Annotated in this window: 15 protein-coding genes and 1 pseudogene; 8 read left to right on the top strand and 8 right to left on the bottom strand. The window is 69.9% G+C overall.

The window, feature by feature from the left end:
* Positions 1 to 14 precede the first annotated feature (14 nt).
* From ACZ68L_RS08640 to tesB, 3 genes are all read left to right on the top strand, one after another.
* Complete coding sequence (locus ACZ68L_RS08640) at positions 15 to 419, top strand: peptidase inhibitor family I36 protein (RefSeq protein WP_469575335.1); 405 nt, start codon at positions 15 to 17, stop codon at positions 417 to 419.
* 236 nt (positions 420 to 655) lie between these two features.
* Complete coding sequence (locus tag ACZ68L_RS08635; RefSeq protein WP_469575334.1) at positions 656 to 1,813, top strand: acyl-CoA dehydrogenase family protein; 1,158 nt, start codon at positions 656 to 658, stop codon at positions 1,811 to 1,813.
* Positions 1,814 to 1,831: 18 nt separating this feature from the next.
* On the top strand, positions 1,832 to 2,707 hold the full coding sequence (tesB, locus tag ACZ68L_RS08630) for an acyl-CoA thioesterase II (RefSeq protein WP_469575333.1): 876 nt from the start codon (positions 1,832 to 1,834) through the stop codon (positions 2,705 to 2,707).
* A 146-nt stretch (positions 2,708 to 2,853) separates the two neighbouring features.
* On the opposite strand, the gene ACZ68L_RS08625 is transcribed toward tesB, so the two are convergent.
* The 8 genes from ACZ68L_RS08625 to ACZ68L_RS08590 form a co-directional block, all read right to left on the bottom strand.
* Positions 2,854 to 3,633: a phosphatase gene (locus ACZ68L_RS08625; protein ID WP_469575331.1), complete on the bottom strand. Its 780-nt coding sequence runs from the start codon at positions 3,631 to 3,633 to the stop codon at positions 2,854 to 2,856.
* A 66-nt stretch (positions 3,634 to 3,699) separates the two neighbouring features.
* Entirely contained in the window at positions 3,700 to 5,211 is a 1,512-nt protein-coding gene (locus ACZ68L_RS08620; protein ID WP_469575330.1) for a DUF6056 family protein, read from the bottom strand.
* Between the two features lie 93 nt (positions 5,212 to 5,304).
* Entirely contained in the window at positions 5,305 to 6,774 is a 1,470-nt protein-coding gene (locus tag ACZ68L_RS08615; RefSeq protein WP_469575329.1) for a glycosyltransferase, read from the bottom strand.
* 238 nt (positions 6,775 to 7,012) lie between these two features.
* Entirely contained in the window at positions 7,013 to 7,618 is a 606-nt protein-coding gene (locus tag ACZ68L_RS08610) for an SACE_7040 family transcriptional regulator (protein WP_469575327.1), read from the bottom strand.
* A gap of 608 nt (positions 7,619 to 8,226) precedes the next feature.
* Positions 8,227 to 8,490 carry a hypothetical protein gene (locus ACZ68L_RS08605; protein ID WP_469575324.1) on the bottom strand — a complete coding sequence of 88 codons (264 nt, stop codon included), beginning with the start codon at positions 8,488 to 8,490 and terminating at the stop codon, positions 8,227 to 8,229.
* A gap of 74 nt (positions 8,491 to 8,564) precedes the next feature.
* On the bottom strand, positions 8,565 to 9,014 hold the full coding sequence (locus ACZ68L_RS08600) for a hypothetical protein (RefSeq protein ID WP_469575322.1): 450 nt from the start codon (positions 9,012 to 9,014) through the stop codon (positions 8,565 to 8,567).
* Between the two features lie 120 nt (positions 9,015 to 9,134).
* Positions 9,135 to 9,368, bottom strand: a complete 234-nt coding sequence (locus ACZ68L_RS08595) for a response regulator transcription factor (RefSeq protein ID WP_469575321.1) — start codon at positions 9,366 to 9,368, stop codon at positions 9,135 to 9,137.
* 407 nt (positions 9,369 to 9,775) lie between these two features.
* A complete protein-coding gene (locus ACZ68L_RS08590; RefSeq protein ID WP_469575319.1) occupies positions 9,776 to 11,002 on the bottom strand; it encodes a DUF418 domain-containing protein in 1,227 nt (408 codons plus the stop codon).
* A gap of 327 nt (positions 11,003 to 11,329) precedes the next feature.
* Here ACZ68L_RS08590 and ACZ68L_RS08585 point away from each other — a divergent pair, with 327 nt between their 5' ends.
* The 5 genes and pseudogenes from ACZ68L_RS08585 to ACZ68L_RS08565 all read left to right on the top strand — a co-directional run.
* Positions 11,330 to 12,952: a carboxyl transferase domain-containing protein gene (locus tag ACZ68L_RS08585; protein WP_469575318.1), complete on the top strand. Its 1,623-nt coding sequence runs from the start codon at positions 11,330 to 11,332 to the stop codon at positions 12,950 to 12,952.
* A gap of 13 nt (positions 12,953 to 12,965) precedes the next feature.
* A complete protein-coding gene (locus ACZ68L_RS08580) occupies positions 12,966 to 15,044 on the top strand; it encodes an acetyl/propionyl/methylcrotonyl-CoA carboxylase subunit alpha (RefSeq protein ID WP_469575867.1) in 2,079 nt (692 codons plus the stop codon).
* Positions 15,041 to 16,000, top strand: a complete 960-nt coding sequence (locus ACZ68L_RS08575) for a hydroxymethylglutaryl-CoA lyase (RefSeq protein ID WP_469575316.1) — start codon at positions 15,041 to 15,043, stop codon at positions 15,998 to 16,000. The genes ACZ68L_RS08580 and ACZ68L_RS08575 overlap by 4 nt, the downstream gene beginning before the upstream one ends.
* Positions 16,001 to 16,008: 8 nt before the next feature.
* Positions 16,009 to 17,175, top strand: a complete 1,167-nt coding sequence (locus ACZ68L_RS08570; RefSeq protein ID WP_469575314.1) for an acyl-CoA dehydrogenase family protein — start codon at positions 16,009 to 16,011, stop codon at positions 17,173 to 17,175.
* A 178-nt stretch (positions 17,176 to 17,353) separates the two neighbouring features.
* A pseudogene (locus ACZ68L_RS08565) lies at positions 17,354 to 17,758 on the top strand (YdcF family protein); the annotation flags it as partial.
* Between the last annotated feature and the right edge of the window lie 307 nt (positions 17,759 to 18,065).

Below are 18,065 nucleotides of genomic sequence, written 5' to 3'. Positions count from 1 at the left end.
GAAGGGGCTTCGCCATGAACCGCATCACCGCGCTCGCCGTCACCTCGCTCGCCTTGGCGCTGGGACTCGGCACCGGACCCGTCGCAGCCACAGCAGCCGAGAACGCCGCCGTCCAGAACGCCACCGTCGAGAGCACCACGGCGTCCTACAACTGCAGCCCCGGTCACTTCTGTATCTACAGCGACTGGAACGGAGGTGGCACCCGCTGCCAGTGGCCGGACAAGCAGCGGGCGAATACCGCCGACGACTGCCCCTTCATCCAGCAGGGCAAGAACGTCCGCTCCGTCTGGAACGGGACCGGGCACCGCGTGCAGTACTACACGAACACCAACTACAACTCCCGGGTCGGATCCACCGCCGCCGGAAGTGGCGGCAACCTCCAGGGGAGCTACCAGATCCGCTCCTTCAAGCCCCAGTAGGCAGGAGCGGGCAGGACGTGAGGAGCCCTTCCCGGCAGGTGGCCGGGAAGGGCTCCCGCGCGTCCCGCGGCCGGAAGATCGGGGCGGGCGTGCTGAGCATCACCCTGGACAGCGTCGATGACCGCCGGGTAACTTTTAAGCAGGACTGAGCAAGCGCTTAGCCAGCCTGTCCAGCCTGGCCGAAGCTCGCCCGAAGCTCGCCCGAAGCCGATCGAAGCTGACCAAGGAGGCACCCCGTGCGCCGTACGGTATTCAACGAGGACCACGAGGCGTTCCGGGAGACCATCCGCGCCTTCATCGAGGCCGAGGTCGCCCCCGTCTACGACGAGTGGTTCGCGGCGGGCCAGGTGCCCCGTGACTTCTACTACAAGCTCGCCGAGCTGGGCATATTCGGCATCGAGGTGCCGGAGGAGTACGGCGGCGCCGGGGTGGAGTCCTTCAAGTTCGAGGCGATCATCTCCGAGGAGTGCGCCCGCGCGGCCGTCAACTTCGGCGGCTCCGGTGTGCACGTCCTGCTCTGCCTGCCGTACATCAAGGCGTACGCCACAGAGGAGCAGAAGAAGCGCTGGCTGCCGGACTTCGTCAGCGGCAGGACGATGTACGCCATCGCCATGACCGAGCCGGGCACCGGTTCCGACCTGGCGGGCATGAAGACCACCGCCAAGCTCTCCGAGGACGGCACGCACTACATCCTCAACGGCGCCAAGACGTTCATCACCGGTGGCGTCCACGCCGACCGGGTCATCGTCTGCGCCCGTACGGACGCGCCCAAGGCGGACGACCGCCGGCACGGCATCTCCCTCCTCGTCGTCGACACCAAGGCCGAGGGCTACTCGGTCGGCCGCAAGCTCGACAAGCTGGGCCTGCGCACCTCCGACACCGCCGAGCTGGCGTTCGTCGACGTCAAGGTGCCGGTCGAGGACCTCCTCGGCGAGGAGAACAAGGGCTTCTCCTACCTCGGCCAGAACCTGCCGCAGGAGCGCCTCGGCATCGCCGTCGGCGCGTACGCCCAGGCCAAGGCCGCCGTCCGGTTCGCCCAGAGCTACGTCTCGGAGCGCACCGTCTTCGGCAAGACCGTCGCGTCGTTCCAGAACACCAAGTTCGAGCTGGCCGCCTGCCAGGCCGAGGTGGACGCCGCCGAGGCCGTCTGCGACCGCGCCATCGAGGCCCACGACGCCGGTGAGCTGACCGCCGCCGAGGCCGCCTCCGCGAAGCTGTTCTGCACCGAGGTCGCGCACCGCGTGATCGACCGCTGCCTCCAGTTGCACGGCGGCTACGGCTACATGAACGAGTACCCGATCGCCCGTCTCTACGCGGACAACCGGGTCAACCGCATCTACGGCGGCACCAGCGAGGTCATGAAGTCGATCATCGCCAAGTCCATGGGCCTGTAGAGCGGTTACGTTCTCTCCATGAGCTCAGCACTTGATTCCCTGCTCGATCTGCTCGACCTGGAGCAGATCGAGCGGGACATTTTCCGGGGTACGAGCCGCTCGGCGGTCGTACCCCGCGTCTTCGGCGGCCAGGTCGCGGCCCAGGCCCTGGTGGCCGCGGGCCGTACCGTCCCCGCCGACCGCACCGCCCACTCCCTGCACTCCTACTTCCTGCGGGCGGGCGACCCGGGCGCGCCGATCGTCTACAGCGTCGACCGCATCCGGGACGGCCGGTCCTTCACGACCCGCCGGGTCGTCGCCGTCCAGCACGGCCAGCCGATCTTCCATCTCTCGGCGTCCTTCCAGACGCACGAGGAGGGCCTGGAGCACCAGGCGGACATGCCGCCCGCCCCGGACCCGGAGACGCTTCCCACGGCCGCGCAGATGCTGCCCCGTTACGCGGACCAGTTCAGCGATCCGGGGGTCGTGGACCGGCTCATCGAGGCGCGGGCGGCGGTCGACCTGCGGTACGTGGACGCCCCGCCCTTCGGCACGGTCGGCGAACCGCGCGAACCCCGCTCCCAGGTGTGGTTCCGCACCAACGGCAAGCTCGCCGACGACCCGCTGCTGCACGTCTGCATGGCGACGTACGTCTCCGACATGACGCTGCTCGACTCGGTGCTCCTCGCCCATGGGCGCGGGGGCTGGGCGGTCGGCGACGTGGTCGGGGCGAGCCTGGACCACGCGATGTGGTTCCACCGGCCGTTCCGGGCCGACGAATGGCTGTTGTACGACCAGGAGTCGCCGTCCGCGTCCGGCGGGCGCGGGCTCGGCCAGGCCCGTATCTACACCCAGGACGGCCGGCTGGCGATCACCGTCATCCAGGAGGGCGTGGTCCGCGTCCCCCGGGGCTGATACGTCCCCCAGGGGCTCCGGCCCCTGGGTCCGGCCCGCCTCGGTCCGGCCCGCCTCGGTCCGACCGTCCTCGGACCGGCCGAACCAGGACCGACCGAAACCCGTACCGTTCGAACCCGGACCGGCCGAACCAGGACCGTTCGGCGTCAGATCAGCCCCGCCGCGTCCAGCAGATAGTCCGTCAGCGGGTCGTAGAACCGCGGGTCCAGCACATGGTCGTCCAGCGGAACGGCCACCTGGAGCGTCCCCTCCGCCTCGCCGAGGAACAGCGCCGGATCGTTGCAGTCCGCGTATCCCATCGCGTCCAGCCCGCGCTGCGCCGCGCACCCCGCCCAGCCGTGGTCGGCGACCACCAGGTCCGGCAGCGGCCGGCCCTCGCGCTCCAGGCCGTCCAGGATGGCCGCCATCGGGGCGGGCGAGTGGGTGTGCCAGAGCGTCGCGCCGCGCTCCTGCACCGCGACGTCCGCGAACTGGAACACCATGCCCTCGTCGGCCACCAGCCCCGAGGGAATCCGTACGATCTCGCAGCCGGCGGCCCCCAGCGCCTGGGCGGTCTGCCGGTGGACATCGAGCAGCCCGCCCGGGTGTCCCGTCGCGAACAGCACCCGCTCCGTGCCCGCCGCCGCCTTCCGCAGCCGCGCCGCCATCCGCTCCAGGGCGTCGACCGTCAGCTCCGGGTCGATGGTGTCCTGCCCGAACCGGTGCTCCGGGTCGTCGCTGACCCCGCAGCGCTCGGCCATCACGGCCAGCACGTCCTGCTCGTCACGCCACCGGTCGCCCAGTTCCAGACCCAGCCAGTAGTGGCGGTCGCCGTTGGCGAGCTTGCGGTAGTGGGAGAGGTTGTTGTCGCGGGGTGTGGCGACGTCTCCGGCGATACGCGTACGGACGAGGTGTTCCACGAGGGCGGCACGGCTGGGTATCGGCATGAACCCATTGTGCCGTCAGGTGTGCGCAGTGTGCCGGGTGTCTTGCACGACGGACGGAACGGCCGCTCAGGGAAGCCGGGTCGAGTACGTGATCTTCTTGAGGTGGTAGTACTGGGCGACGCACTTCGCCGGCCACTGATTCTTGCCGTGGTTGCCGAACGGCTCCCCCAAACCGCTGACCGACACCGGTGTGTACGGAAGCACCTGGGCGCCGCGCGCCGCCTGGGTCCTCAGGAAGTGGTCCTGGCGGTCCCAGCGCTGGGCGCGCACGTCCATCTTCCGCTCCAGTTGGTGCAGCGGAACGGCCAGGCCGACGCAGGCCAGGGCGCATGCGGCGCCGGCGGCCACGGCCGTCGCCGTACGGATCCCCCACCGGCGGGCTCGCAGCGCCCGTCCCAGCAGGGTGCCGATGCCGACCAGGAGCATCACGTACAGCAGGAGGAAGTCGCCCCAGACGCGGGACGCGTACACCACGCTCGCCCCGAAGGCGGGGTAGGCGACGAGGACGCAGAGGTAGCCGGAGACCAGGAAGGTGACGCATCCGGTGAGGACCAGGAGGAGGGGCCTGCGGCGCAGGGATCCGGCGGGCACGTCCGTTCCCTGTCCGGTGCCGCGCACCAGCAGGCCCAGCAGCACGCCGACGGCGAACGCTCCCAGGTACTGCCAGGTCGTGAGGATCGTCCCCATGATGTGTGCGAACGCCCGCAGTCCCGTGGTCAGCGCCTCCGGGCCGAACATGGAGGAGCTGTCGGCGCCGAACCGTGCGCGCCGGGTGCGTGCGCCGGGCGACAGGTACAGGATGGCGGTGCCGACCGCCACCCCGGCGAAGGCGAACGCACACCAGATGCGCGCGTGGGTCCGGCCGGGACCGGGAGCCATCCAGTGGCTGATCAGCAGCGCGGCGGCGAGCACGACGAACGCGACGACCGCCGTCTCCTCCGACAGCGTGCCGATGAAGACTCCGGCCACGAAGGCGATGCCCACCGCGAAGTCGCGCCCCAGCCTGGTCCGTGCGCGCAGCAGCGGGATCACGGCGGCGCAGGCCAGCACCGGTGACACGGTGTGCGAGACGGATGAGGCGGGCCAGTAGAACGTCTTGTACGGGTTGGGCGTCGCGAAGAAGAAGACCACCGCCATCATCGCGGCCACCAGCAGCGCGAGCCCGCGCGGCGCGGTCAGTCGGGCCCTGCGGAGCGCGGAGGCGGTCAGCGCCCAGAGGACGCCCAGCATGAGCACCCCGCTGACCAGGGCGAACCACTGATGGCCCGCGACGCCGAAGGCTCCGTACGCGATGACCAGCAAGGCGTTGGCGATGCGTCCGTTGTCATGGAGGAAGAACTTCGCGATCATCCCGGAGGCGCCGTCGTCCCGTACGACCGGCAGGAAGCACCAGTCGTCCCCTCCCGGGCGGACCAGGCGGCCGACCCAGAAGGCCGCGCCGAGCAGGGTGAGCGGCACCAGGGTGAGGGCCAACGTCCAGATCGACGCCCACCGCCGCGCGGGGCCCGGACGGGCCTTCTGGGGGGACTGGTCGCTCTCCTTCTGTGCGTCAGCGGTCTTGGACGTGTCCGCGGTCATGTGCGCTGGTGCCCTTCGTACGTTGCTCGCGTCGTGCGCGCCGAGAGGTTCGGGCGGTGGGGATGCGGGGGTGGGGGTGCGGGAGGTGCGGGTTCAGGGGACGGGGTGCCGGGCGGGGTTCTCGGCCGGGCCGGGGCTCTGCCGGGCCAGGGCGGCGCCCGAGTCGATGGCCCAGCGGGCGAGCAGGAACGAGAAGGGGGTGGCGAGGATTCCCGCGGCCACGGCGGCGATGTTCTTGTCCATGCCCAGCCCGCTCACGCCGAGGTAGAGCAGAACGCCCGTAAGCACGAGATTGACGACGCTCGACAGGGGATACCGCACGAAGGCCTGCCAGGTCGGTTTCGTACGGCAGGTGATGTACGAGTTGAGCAGGAACGATCCCACGATGCTGACCGCGTATCCGATGACGTGCGCGGCAAGATAGGGGATCCAGGTGTTCAGCGAGACGTACACCGCCAGATATACCGCCGTATTGACGACGCCGATCATCCCGAAAATGATGAACTGGCGTACGGTACGGAATCTTGACGCCCCGATCGCGGTCGACCCGGTGCGCCCCGCGAGCGGTCTCCTGGCCCCGGTGGCGGGCGGGCTCGAACGGGCCACTGCCGGGATGTCGACCGGCAGGACGTGCGGGGATTCGTCCGTTTCGCGCACCACGTAGTGGGGGCGCCGTTTCGCCTCGTAGTAGATGCGTCCCACGTACTCGCCGATGATGCCGAGCGTGGCGAGCTGGATTCCGCCGAGCGCCACGACGGCCGTCAGCAGGGTGGTGTAGCCGGGCACGCCGACACCGTGCACGGCGACTTCGGTGATGATCCACAAGGCGTATCCCAGCGCGGCCAGCGCGAGTCCGAGGCCGGCGTGGATGGCCAGGCGCAGCGGGCGGCTGTTGAACGAGATCAGCCCGTCGATCCCGTAGTTGAGCAGCCGTCGGCCGCCCCACTTCGAACGTCCCGCCACGCGCTGGGTGTTCTGGTAGGTGAAGCTGACGGTGTCGAAGCCGATCCAGGAGAAGATCCCCTTGGAGAACCGGTTGGTCTCGGGCATCGCGAGCACGGCGTCCACGGCGTTGCGCGACAGCAGTCTGAAGTCGCCCTCGCCGTCGACGACCTCGACGTCCATGCACCGGCCCATCGCCCGGTAGTAGGCGGCGCTGAGAACGGTGCGCAGGGCGCCTTCGCCCGTGCGGTCCCGCCGCGCGACGACCTGGTCGTAGCCGCGCCGCCGCAGCTCCAGCATGCGGGGCAGCAGTTCGGGCGGGTGCTGAAGGTCGGCGTCCATGAGGACGACGGCGTCGCCGCGGGACATGCGCAGCCCCGCGAGCATGGCGGCCTCCTTGCCGAAATTGCGGCTGAAGGAGGTGTAGCGGACCCGTCGGTCCGCGGCGGCGAGCGATCCGATCCGGATCCTGGTCCGGTCGCTGCTGCCGTCGTCGACATAACAGATCTCGAAGGTCCGCCGCGTCGGTTCGAGGACAGAGATCAGGGCACGGTGAAATGTCTCGATCACCTCGTCCTCATTGAAACAGGGGACAACGACCGAAACCTGACACGTTTTCATTTGAGTTCCCCATCAGGCGTGGGCGAGACAGCTCAAACCATATGCCTGAGGGTCACCGCGACACTCCGATCTACGGAGCTCGCCGAGGAAAAGGAAGGGGAATTTGAGGAGTCGCTTCTTCCTTTTCGCATAAATTCATATATTCAACGGGTCGGCGGAATTGGTGCCGCTCGCAGCCGACGACGCACCCGCCGGGGGCGCCACGGCCCGGCTCACGGCCCGGCGCCGCGGCCGGGATCTACGCCCGCACCGCCGCCTCGAACGCCCCGCGCGCCAGCCGGTGCAGCAGCGCCGCCGTGTCCGCGCGGTCGGGCTGCGCACCGGGGCGGCCCAGGTGGGGGGTCGAGTTCAGGAGCCCGAAGACGGCGTGGACGGCGGCGCGGGCCTCGTGCTCGGGCAGGTCCGGGTACAGCTCGCGGACCACCTCCACCCACACCTCGACGTACTGCCGCTGGAGCTGGCGGACCCGCTTGCGGTCGGCCTCCCGGAGGCGGTCCAGCTCGCGGTCGTGGAGGGTGATCAGGGGGCGGTCGTCGAGGGCGAAGTCGATGTGGCCCTCGATGAGCGCGTCGAGCAGGGCCTGCGGGGAGCCGTCCCCACAGGCCGCGTCCTCCGACACGCGCAGCCGCCCGCCCGCCAGCAGCCGCTCGCTGATGCCGACCAGCAGCTCGGCGAGCATCGCGTCCTTGCCGGGGAAGTGCCGGTAGAGGCCGGGACCGCTGATCCCGACGGCGGCGCCTATCTCGTCGACGCCGACGCCGTGGAAGCCGCGCTCGGCGAAGAGGCGGGCGGCCTCCTTGAGGATCTGCTCGCGGCGGGTGGGGGCGTCCGTCCTGGTGGTCATGGATTCGATTCTAGACAGCCTGGTTAGCGAACGTTAACCTTGGCGTCGGGCGTCAAGGCTCGTTGACCGGGTCGAGGGGTGACCGACCGTCTCGCCGTACGGATGACGCGCACGCGCTGCGGATCGTGCGGAACATCGTGTACACCCCGCCGTGGCCATCCGATCGGCATCGTCACCGGCATCGGCGTCCCCTGCGGCGAACGTGCGGCCGCCAGGGACGCGGAGTGTTCAGCCGGCGTCCACCGCACTCCACGCTCAAGGGGCGTCCCGACGCCCGTACACGTACGCCCCGGCGCACGCCAGAACCGCGGCGAACACGCAGAACACCAGCAGCCCTGCCCCCGGCGTCAGATCCGTCCCGACCAGCGACTGTACGAACCCGCCGTCCTCACCCGTCGACTCCGCACCGAGCATGGCCGCCCGAGCGGCACCGAACGGCAGCTAAGGGCTGTCCCGCCGAGGCCCGGCATCATGCCGAGGGCGATGCCTGCCGGCCGCTCGCCCAGCAGGGGCCACAACACCAGGACGAGTGGGTTCCAATCCGGTTGCGTATCAAGGCGGCCGTCGACACGGCGATCACCGGCCAGCAGCCCATGACGACGGGGGAATCAGCCATGGTTCGCCCAGAATACGGCGCCCATGATCAAGAGGATTCCGACCCCGAAGACGGCACCGATTCCAGGATTCCTGCGTTGCACGGCGGTTCGACCGAGCATTCCGGCAACCGGGACCCAGCCCGCTGCATAGACGATCCAGGCGGTTCTCTCCATCGACTGGCTGTCGTCCATCTTGAACAGCACCCATGCCACAAAAACAAAGAGTGCCGGAGCGGCCCACAAATTGCGCTCGACCACTTCCTGACGTTCCGACAACGAAACCCTCCTGGATCAATGCGGACGCGACCCCCTCCCTTGCTGGAGGGGGCCACGATCTTCCTACGGATGTTCTAGAAATGGCTGATCAGGTACGAGATGACTTCGTCGATCACATAGACGGGAGCCGCCTTGATGACCCACTTCAGCGGGTTGAAGTTGGAGAGGCTGTCGACCCACTTCTTGAAGGCCTTGCGCCCCTTCTTCGCCGCCTTGATCGCGGACTTCCCGTACTTGCTCTTGACTATCTTGTCGACCAGTTTCTTGGCCGCGCCGCTGATGCCCTTCGCGCCAACATCGGTCTGCGTACCGAGAGATGCCGCTCCGCCGTTCACGCCGGTCGCCGTGCTGCCGTTCGACACACCGGCGGTCAGTGCGACACCCGTTGGAGCCGTCTGTACGGCCGAAGCGGTGGACGCGACCCGGGAGCGACCGGTGTCCGCCGCCGACGCCGCCGGGGCCGCGACACCGAGCGCGAGTACCGCCGTGAGCGCGGCAGCGGTCATACGCATCTTGTTGTGCATCAATAATCCTCCTGCTCACCAGGAGGCACGACGATTCAAGGAGCGGTTCCTGAAACACCATGCCCTGGCCGGTATTTCCGGCCGGCGAGAAGGAGTCTTCAACGCTTCCGATGTTTCGCACTATTGGACCTTGGGGAGGTGACCCGAAGGGCATTGCCCCACAGGGCAGATCAGCTCGTGATGGGCGTATGCGAACAACGCGGCTTCCAGCCGGGAGGACACACCAATTTTTCCCATGATGCTGGTCAAATGAGCCTTCACGGTACGTTCGGCAATGCCGAGCCGCCGGGCGATCACCCGATTTCCGGCGGCGCCCCCGATCAGCACGAGAACCTGGCGCTCACGACCGGTCAAAAGCGGCGCCCCGCCGGATCCCCGGGCACGGAACCGGCCCCCGTTCCAACGACAACCATGCGCGACCCTGCACCCGTTTCCAAGGCATCCTGAGTGGTCAAATCAAATACACCTCCCCCATGGAGCACCACGAGCGGCGCTCCCCGCACACCCTAGGGCAGTTGTTCGCACTAGGAAAGAGGAAAGCAAAATAATCGAGCGGGCACCCTGCCCAGCCAGGCCGACCGTCCGGCCACCAAAGGGTGATGACTAAAAGTTTTGGCCAAAATCACCCAAGCCTCCATGTATCTTCAGCGCTTTGCAAACAAATGGATGAGCAAACTCCATTTGTTGCACCGAAGGCGCCCCGCGCCGGCGGATGCGGCTGCGCAGCGTCCGGTCACAACGCCCTGTGCAATGCCCCTCGTTCAGCGGCCTCCCGCTGCCTTCGGGGGCCACGCCCACAGCGTCACGGCGCGCAACAGCCACTCCACGGGCCCGAGCCGGTGGCGCCGCATCAGCCACCCGCTGAGCGCGAGCTGGCAGGCGTAGAGCACGAGCGCCCCGCCGACCGCCGCCGCCGCGCCCGTGCGGCCGTACAGTCCCAGGCCGTACCCGGAGAAGACGAGGGCCATGACGAGGGACTGGGTTAGGTAGTTGGTCAGCGCCATCCGCCCGGCGGGCGCGAGGACCCGGGCCGTCGCGGCGCCGCTCGGTGTGGTGAACCACAGCAGCAGCCCCGTGGCGTACGCGGCCGAGAGCGCCGGGGCCGCGGCCAGACCGACTGTCAGGCCGAACAGTTCCCAGCGCTCCGGCAGCGGCCCCGCCATCCCCGCCGCGGAGAAGACCGCCCCGGGGACTCCGATGGCGAGACCTGCCAGAAAGATGCGGAGCAGCCGCGCCCGGTCGGCGAGCGCGGCTGCTCCGAGCCACTGCCGCCGGCCGGCCACGAACCCCACGAGGAAGGCGGCGACGACATAACCGCCCATCAGCGGGAGGGCTGCCACAATGTCGGGCAGAGCCTTGATGTTGGCGCCGACGACCTCGGTGAAGCCACTCCTGTAGGCGGCGGTCAGCTCGGCCTTCACTGCGGCGGATTCGCTCAGGTCACCGGGATCGAACAGCGCGGCGCCCAGACCGACGAGCAGCAGGAACCCTCCGGCGACGCCGTACACCCAGAGCGCCGCCCGCCAGGCCTTCGCGGGCCCGGCGTTCCGGGCGGCCAGCAGGACCAGTCCGCACAGGGCGTACATCATGAGGATGTCGCCGGTGTAGAGCAGCACCGCGTGCGCGAGCCCGAGCACGGACAGTCCGGCCAGCCGCCGTGACAGCCGGGGTACGAAGCGTGCCCCGGCACGGGCGGCCGAGTCCATCTGAAGGGTGAAGCTGTAGCCGAAGAGGAAGGAGAAGAGCAGGTAGAACTTCGACTGCGCGAGGAGAACGACCAGCCATTCCACGGCCCCGTCCGCCGCGTGCACATGCGTGAGCCCGCCCCTGACACCCGGAGGCCCGGCCGTCGTCAGGACGTTCACGACCAGGATCCCGGCGAGCGCGAACCCGCGCAGGGCGTCCACTTCGAGCATGCGCGGCCTCTCCGCCACTCCCCTGGCCGTTCCCCCGCCCACCCCTCGCACCGACTGCGGCTGTTGCGTCATCTGCTGGTCTCCCCCACCCGATCGGCCGTCGGCCGATACACGTCCCCGGCCATGACGACCGGAGCCCCCACACACGCCAGGCAACTCGCTCGGTCACGGTCCTCGTCGGACCGCAACCGGTGCCGCTCCGGGTCGGGGAGCGGCGCGGGTCATTATTCCGGGCCCACCGCGCGCCCTGTCCGCTGCGGGACGTACGTGACCAATACCTGCCACAACCACTGGGGGCACCGACAGAGCGGCCTGGACAAGGCTGTTAGCGGTCGTTAACCTAAAGTCAGATGTTAACGCTCATTAACCACTGCGGTACGGGCAAGGGGGCTCGACACGATGCAGCAGGCACCGGTGCTGGCGAGCGCGGCCGATCCCGCCTCCGAGGCCTGGCAGGCCAACGAGGCGGCGCATCACGCGCTCTCCGACGAGCTGCGCAAGCGGCTCGCCACGGCCAGGCTCGGCGGGGGTGAGAGGGCCCGCGCCCGGCATGTCGCGCGCGGCAAGCTGCTGCCCAGGGACCGGGTGGACACCCTGCTCGACGCGGGGTCGCCGTTCCTGGAGCTGGCCCCGCTGGCGGCCGAGGGGCTGTACGGGGGCGCCGCCCCGGCGGCCGGGGTGATCGCCGGGATCGGGCGGGTCGGCGGGCGGGAGTGCGTGATCGTCGCCAATGACGCCACCGTCAAGGGCGGCACGTACTACCCGATGACCGTGAAGAAGCACCTCCGCGCCCAGGAGGTGGCCCTGGAGAACCGGCTGCCCTGCCTGTATCTCGTCGACTCGGGCGGGGCCTTCCTGCCGATGCAGGACGAGGTCTTCCCGGACCGGGAGCACTTCGGGCGGATCTTCTACAACCAGGCCCGGATGTCGGGGGCCGGGATTCCGCAGATCGCGGCGGTGCTGGGGTCGTGCACGGCGGGCGGGGCGTACGTCCCCGCGATGAGCGACGAGGCCGTGATCGTACGGAACCAGGGCACGATCTTCCTGGGCGGTCCGCCGCTGGTGAAGGCCGCGACCGGCGAGGTCGTGACGGCCGAGGAGCTGGGCGGCGGCGAGGTGCACTCCCGTACGTCGGGGGTGACCGATCATCTCGCCGAGGACGACGCGCACGCGCTGCGGATCGTGCGGAACATCGTCGCCACGCTGCCGGAGCGCGGGACGCTTCCGTGGCCGGTGCGGCCGGCCGAGGAGCCGAAGGTCGATCCCGCCGGGCTGTACGGGGCCGTCCCGGTCGATTCCCGGACGCCGTACGACGTACGGGAGGTGATCGCCCGGGTGGTGGACGGCTCGCGGTTCGCCGAGTTCAAGGCCGAGTACGGGACGACGCTGATCACCGGCTTCGCCCACGTCCACGGCCACCCCGTCGGCATCGTCGCCAACAACGGCATCCTGTTCTCCGAGTCCGCCCAGAAGGGCGCCCACTTCATCGAGCTGTGCGACCAGCGCGGCATTCCGCTGGTCTTCCTGCAGAACATCTCGGGCTTCATGGTGGGGCGCGACTACGAGGCGGGCGGCATCGCCAAGCACGGCGCCAAGATGGTGACGGCGGTCGCCTGCACCCGTGTGCCGAAGCTGACGGTGGTGGTCGGCGGTTCGTACGGGGCCGGCAACTACTCGATGTGCGGGCGGGCCTATTCGCCGCGCTTCCTGTGGATGTGGCCGAACGCGAAGATCTCCGTCATGGGCGGCGAGCAGGCCGCGTCCGTCCTCGCGACGGTCAAGCGCGACCAGCTGGGCGACGACTGGAGCACGGCGGACGAGGAGGCCTTCAAGGCCCCGATCCGCGAGCAGTACGAGACCCAGGGCAACGCGTACTACGCCACGGCCCGGCTCTGGGACGACGGTGTGATCGACCCGATGGAGACCCGGCAGGTGCTGGGGCTCGCCCTGACCGCGTGCGCCAACGCCCCACTCCCCCAGAAGGACCCTGCGGCGCCCGGCTTCGGCGTCTTCCGGATGTGAGGAACAGATGACGATGTTCGACACCGTTCTTGTCGCCAACCGCGGCGAGATCGCGGTACGTGTCATCCGTACGCTGCGCGAGCTCGGCGTCCGCTCGGTCGCCGTCTTCAGCGACGCGGACGCGGACGCCCGGCATGTACGGGAGGCCGACACGGCGGTACGGATCGGGCCCGCGCCCGCCTCGATGAGCTATCTGAGCGTGCCCGCGTTGCTGGACGCGGCCCGCCGCAGCGGCGCGCAGGCCGTCCACCCCGGGTACGGGTTCCTCGCCGAGAACGCTGGCTTCGCGCGGGCGTGCGCGGAGGCGGGGCTGGTCTTCATCGGTCCGCCCGCCGACGCCATCTCGCTGATGGGCGACAAGATCCGGGCCAAGGAGACGGTCGCGGCGGCCGGGGTGCCGGTGGTGCCCGGCTCGTCGGGGAGCGGGCTCAGCGATACCCAACTGGGCGATGCCGCCCGTGAGATCGGGACGCCGGTGCTGCTGAAGCCCTCGGCGGGCGGCGGCGGCAAGGGCATGCGGCTGGTGCGCGACGAGACGCTGCTCGCGGACGAGATCGCCGCCGCCCGGCGTGAGGCACGCGCCTCGTTCGGCGACGACACCCTGCTCGTGGAGCGGTGGATCGACCGGCCCCGGCACATCGAGATCCAGGTCCTGGCGGACACCCACGGCAACGTGGTCCACCTCGGTGAGCGCGAGTGCTCGCTCCAGCGCCGCCACCAGAAGATCATCGAGGAGGCGCCGTCCGTCCTGCTCGACGAGGAGACCCGGGCGGCGATGGGCGAGGCGGCCGTCCAGGCGGCGCGCAGCTGCGGATACGTGGGCGCGGGCACGGTGGAGTTCATCGTCCCGGGCAACGACCCCGCCTCGTACTACTTCATGGAGATGAACACCCGCCTCCAGGTCGAGCACCCCGTCACCGAGCTGATCACCGGCCTCGACCTGGTGGAGTGGCAGCTCAGGGTCGCGGCGGGCGAGCGACTCCCCTACGCGCAGCAGGACATCGCGCTGACCGGCCATGCGATCGAGGCCCGGATCTGCGCGGAGGACCCGTCCCGCGGCTTCCTGCCGTCCGGCGGCACGGTGCTCGCACTGCACGAGCCGCAGGGCAACGGCGTGCGGACGGACTCCGGGCTCGGCCAGGGCGGCGAGGTCGGCAGCCTGTACGACCCGATGCTGTCGAAGGTCATCGCCTACGGCCCCGACCGCGCCACCGCCCTGCGCCGGCTGCGTGCGGCGCTCGCGGACACGGTGATCCTCGGCGTCCCGACGAACGCGGGCTTCCTGCGCCGGCTGCTCGCCCACCCGGCCGTGGTGGCCGGCGATCTGGACACCGGTCTGGTGGAGCGCGAGGTCGACGGGCTGGTGCCGGAGGGGGTGCCCGAGGAGGTCTACGCGGCGGCGGCACTGCTGCGGCAGGGCGTACCGGCGGCCGGGCCCGCCACGACCTGGGTGGACCCGTTCTCGGTGGCGAGCGGCTGGCGGATGGGCGGCACCCCGGCCTTCACGGTGCGCCACTTCCGGCTGCCGGGCCACGACCCCGTCCAGGTCTCGCTGCGCACCTGCCCGGCGGGCACCGAGCTGACGTTCGGCCATGTCGGGGAGGGCGCGCGGCCACCGGAGCCCGCGACGGGCGCCTGCGGTCCGCTGGCCCCGATGCCCGGCGGCAGGGAGACGGCGAAGACCGTGGAGCTGACCGCGCACCGGATCGTCCTCGAACTCGCCGGTGTCACCCACACGTTCGCCCACGCGGCCTCTCCGGAGGGGACCTGGCTGGGCCGCGACGGCGACACCTGGCACGTCCAGGACCACGACCCGGTGGAGGCGGCGCTGGCCGGTGCCGCCCGTTCCGGGGCGGACACGCTCGCCGCGCCCATGCCCGGCACCGTCACCGTCGTGAAGGTGGCGGTCGGGGACGAGGTCGTGGCCGGTCAGAGCCTGCTCGTCGTCGAGGCGATGAAGATGGAACACGTCATCTCCGCCCCGCACGCCGGGACCGTGACCGAACTCGATGTCATCGCCGGTGCCACGGTCGCCATGGACCAGGTCCTGGCCGTGGTGGCACCCACCGGAGCTCCCGGGGAGGACGCATGACACCTCGCACCCTGCCCATGACCGTGCCCGCCCAGGACCTGCCCCCACGGGTGCGTGTCCACGAGGTCGGCGCCCGCGACGGACTGCAGAACGAGAAGGCCGTCGTGCCGACCGGGGTGAAGGCGGAGTTCATCCACCGCCTCGCCGCGTCGGGTCTGACCACCATCGAGGCGACCAGCTTCGTGCACCCGAAGTGGGTGCCCCAACTGGCGGACGCGGAAGACCTGTTCCCGCTCCTGGGGGACATCGGGGACGTCGCCCTGCCCGTACTCGTGCCGAACGAACGCGGACTGGACCGGGCGCTCGCGCTCGGCGCCCGCCGCATCGCCGTGTTCGGCTCGGCGACCGAGACGTTCGCCGCCCGCAATCTCAACCGCACCGTCGACGAGTCGCTCGCCATGTTCGAACCGGTCGTCGCACGGGCCAAGGCCGACAAGGTGCATGTCCGCGGCTATCTGTCGATGTGCTTCGGCGACCCGTGGGAGGGGCCCGTCCCCGTCCACCAGGTCGTCCGGGTCGCCAAGGCGCTGATGGACCTCGGCTGCGACGAACTCTCCCTCGGCGACACCATCGGCGTCGCCACCCCCGGCCATGTGCAGGACCTGCTCTCCGAGTTGAACGAGGAGGGCGTGCCCACCGACACCATCGGCGTGCACTTCCACGACACGTACGGCCAGGCCCTCTCCAACACCCTCGCCGCGCTCCAGCACGGTGTGACCACCGTCGACGCCTCCGCGGGCGGCCTCGGCGGCTGCCCGTACGCGAAGAGCGCGACCGGAAACCTCGCCACCGAAGACCTCGTGTGGATGCTCGACGGCCTCGGCATCGAAACCGGGGTCGACCTCGACGCGCTCACCGCCACCAGCGTGTGGCTCGCCGAACAGCTGGGCCGACCCAGCCCGTCCCGTACCGTCCGCGCGCTCTCGGTGCGGTCCACCCAGTCCCACAAGGAGTGACACCCACCATGTCCCTGGACCACCGGCTGACCGCCGAGCACGAGGAACTGCGTCGCACCGTCGAGGAGTTCGCGCACGATGTGATCGCGCCGAAGATCGGCGACTTCTACGAGCGCCATGAGTTCCCGTACGAGATCGTGCGGGAGATGGGACGGATGGGGCTGTTCGGGCTGCCGTTCCCCGAGGAGTACGGCGGCATGGGCGGCGACTATCTCGCCCTCGGGATCGCCCTGGAGGAACTGGCCCGCGTCGACTCGTCCGTGGCGATCACGCTGGAGGCCGGGGTCTCGCTCGGCGCGATGCCCGTGTACCACTACGGCACGGAGGAGCAGAAGCGTCAGTGGCTGCCGAAGCTCTGCTCGGGCGAGGCGCTCGGCGCGTTCGGCCTGACCGAGCCGGACGCCGGTTCGGACGCGGGCGGCACCCGCACGACGGCGGTGCGCGACGAGGCGACGGGCGAGTGGGTGATCAACGGCTCCAAGTGCTTCATCACCAACTCCGGCACGGACATCACGGAACTGGTCACGGTCACGGCGGTGACCGGCCGCAAGGACAACGGCGCCCCGCTGATCTCCTGCATCATCGTGCCGTCCGGCACCCCCGGCTTCACGGTCGCCGCCCCGTACTCCAAGGTCGGCTGGAACGCCTCGGACACCCGCGAGCTGTCCTTCTCCGACGTCCGCGTCCCCCTGGGGAACCTGCTGGGGCAGGAGGGGCGCGGCTACGCCCAGTTCCTGCGCATCCTGGACGAGGGCCGGATCGCCATCGCCGCCCTGTCCACGGGCCTGGCGCAGGGCTGTGTGGACGAGTCGGTGAAGTACGCCAAGGAGCGCCACGCCTTCGGAAGGCCGATCGGCGCCAACCAGGCCATCCAGTTCAAGATCGCGGACATGGAGACGCGGGCGCACATGGCCCGGGTCGGCTGGCGTGACGCGGCCTCGCGCCTGGTGGCGGGCGAACCGTTCAAGAAGGAGGCGGCCATCGCGAAGCTGTACTCGTCGACGGTGGCGGTGGACAACGCCCGCGAGGCGACCCAGATCCACGGCGGCTACGGCTTCATGAACGAGTACCCGGTGGCCAGGATGTGGCGCGACTCCAAGATCCTGGAGATCGGCGAGGGCACGAGCGAGGTGCAGCGGATGCTGATCGCCCGGGAGCTGGGTCTGCCGGCCTGACGTCCTGCGGCGGTACGGGGCGGGTCCGGGTTCCGGGCCCGCCCCGCCCTTGCGCCCCGGAGCCCCGTCGGCACAGCCCCCAGCCGGCCTCGTCCGCACGCACCGTGCGCCGAGTACACGCGCGGATGTCCCGCACAGCGGCACCTCATGACTCACCCTGCCAGGCCCCTGTACCGCTGCTGCCGTGCTCGTGGAACCACGCGCCCGCAACACGGGCGAGAACATCCGATTCTCGCGGGCGCTGCTCGAAGAGGCGGGCGTCGATGTCTCGTCCGTACTGCTGATCAGCAAGCCGTACGAGGAACGCCGCGCCCACGCCACCGCCCGCAAGCTGTGGCCCGGCATCGAGTTCGTGAGCGCGTCGAGCCCGATGACGTTCGAGGAGTACGTGGCATCCATCCAGGACGACCGTCTGGTGATCGACATGCTCGTCGGTGCGCTGCAACGTCTGATGCTCTGTCCGGACCGGGGGTTCATGATCTCCAGCCCCGTTCCCGGCGACGTGGCGGCAGCGTACGAGCCGCTGTGCCGCGCGGGCTTCACGAGCCGGCTCGTGGCGGGCGACGCGGTATCCGACGGTTGAGTCCAGCTGCTCAGTAGCGATGACCGGGCCAGTGCGGGTCCTCCCAACGGTCGGGGCCGGTGAGGCCGAGGAGCCGTATCCGGTGGAGCAGTTCGTCGGATGCGCCGTGGACGGTGAGTCGGGTCTTGGCGTGGACGACCAGCCAGGTGGTCAGCTCCGCGCACTTCTCCTCCTCGTTCTCCCATGTGTACCAGGGGAGTTCGTCGCCGAGCAGTCGGGTAGCGGGGACGCATTACTGCGTCCCCGCCCCCTCAGAACCGTGCAAGCAGCTTTCACCGCACACGGCTCAAGCAAGCCCTAAAGGCTC

The organism is Streptomyces sp. NPDC104309 (assembly GCF_055584025.1).
This window is presented reverse-complemented; position numbering and strand designations above follow the sequence as displayed.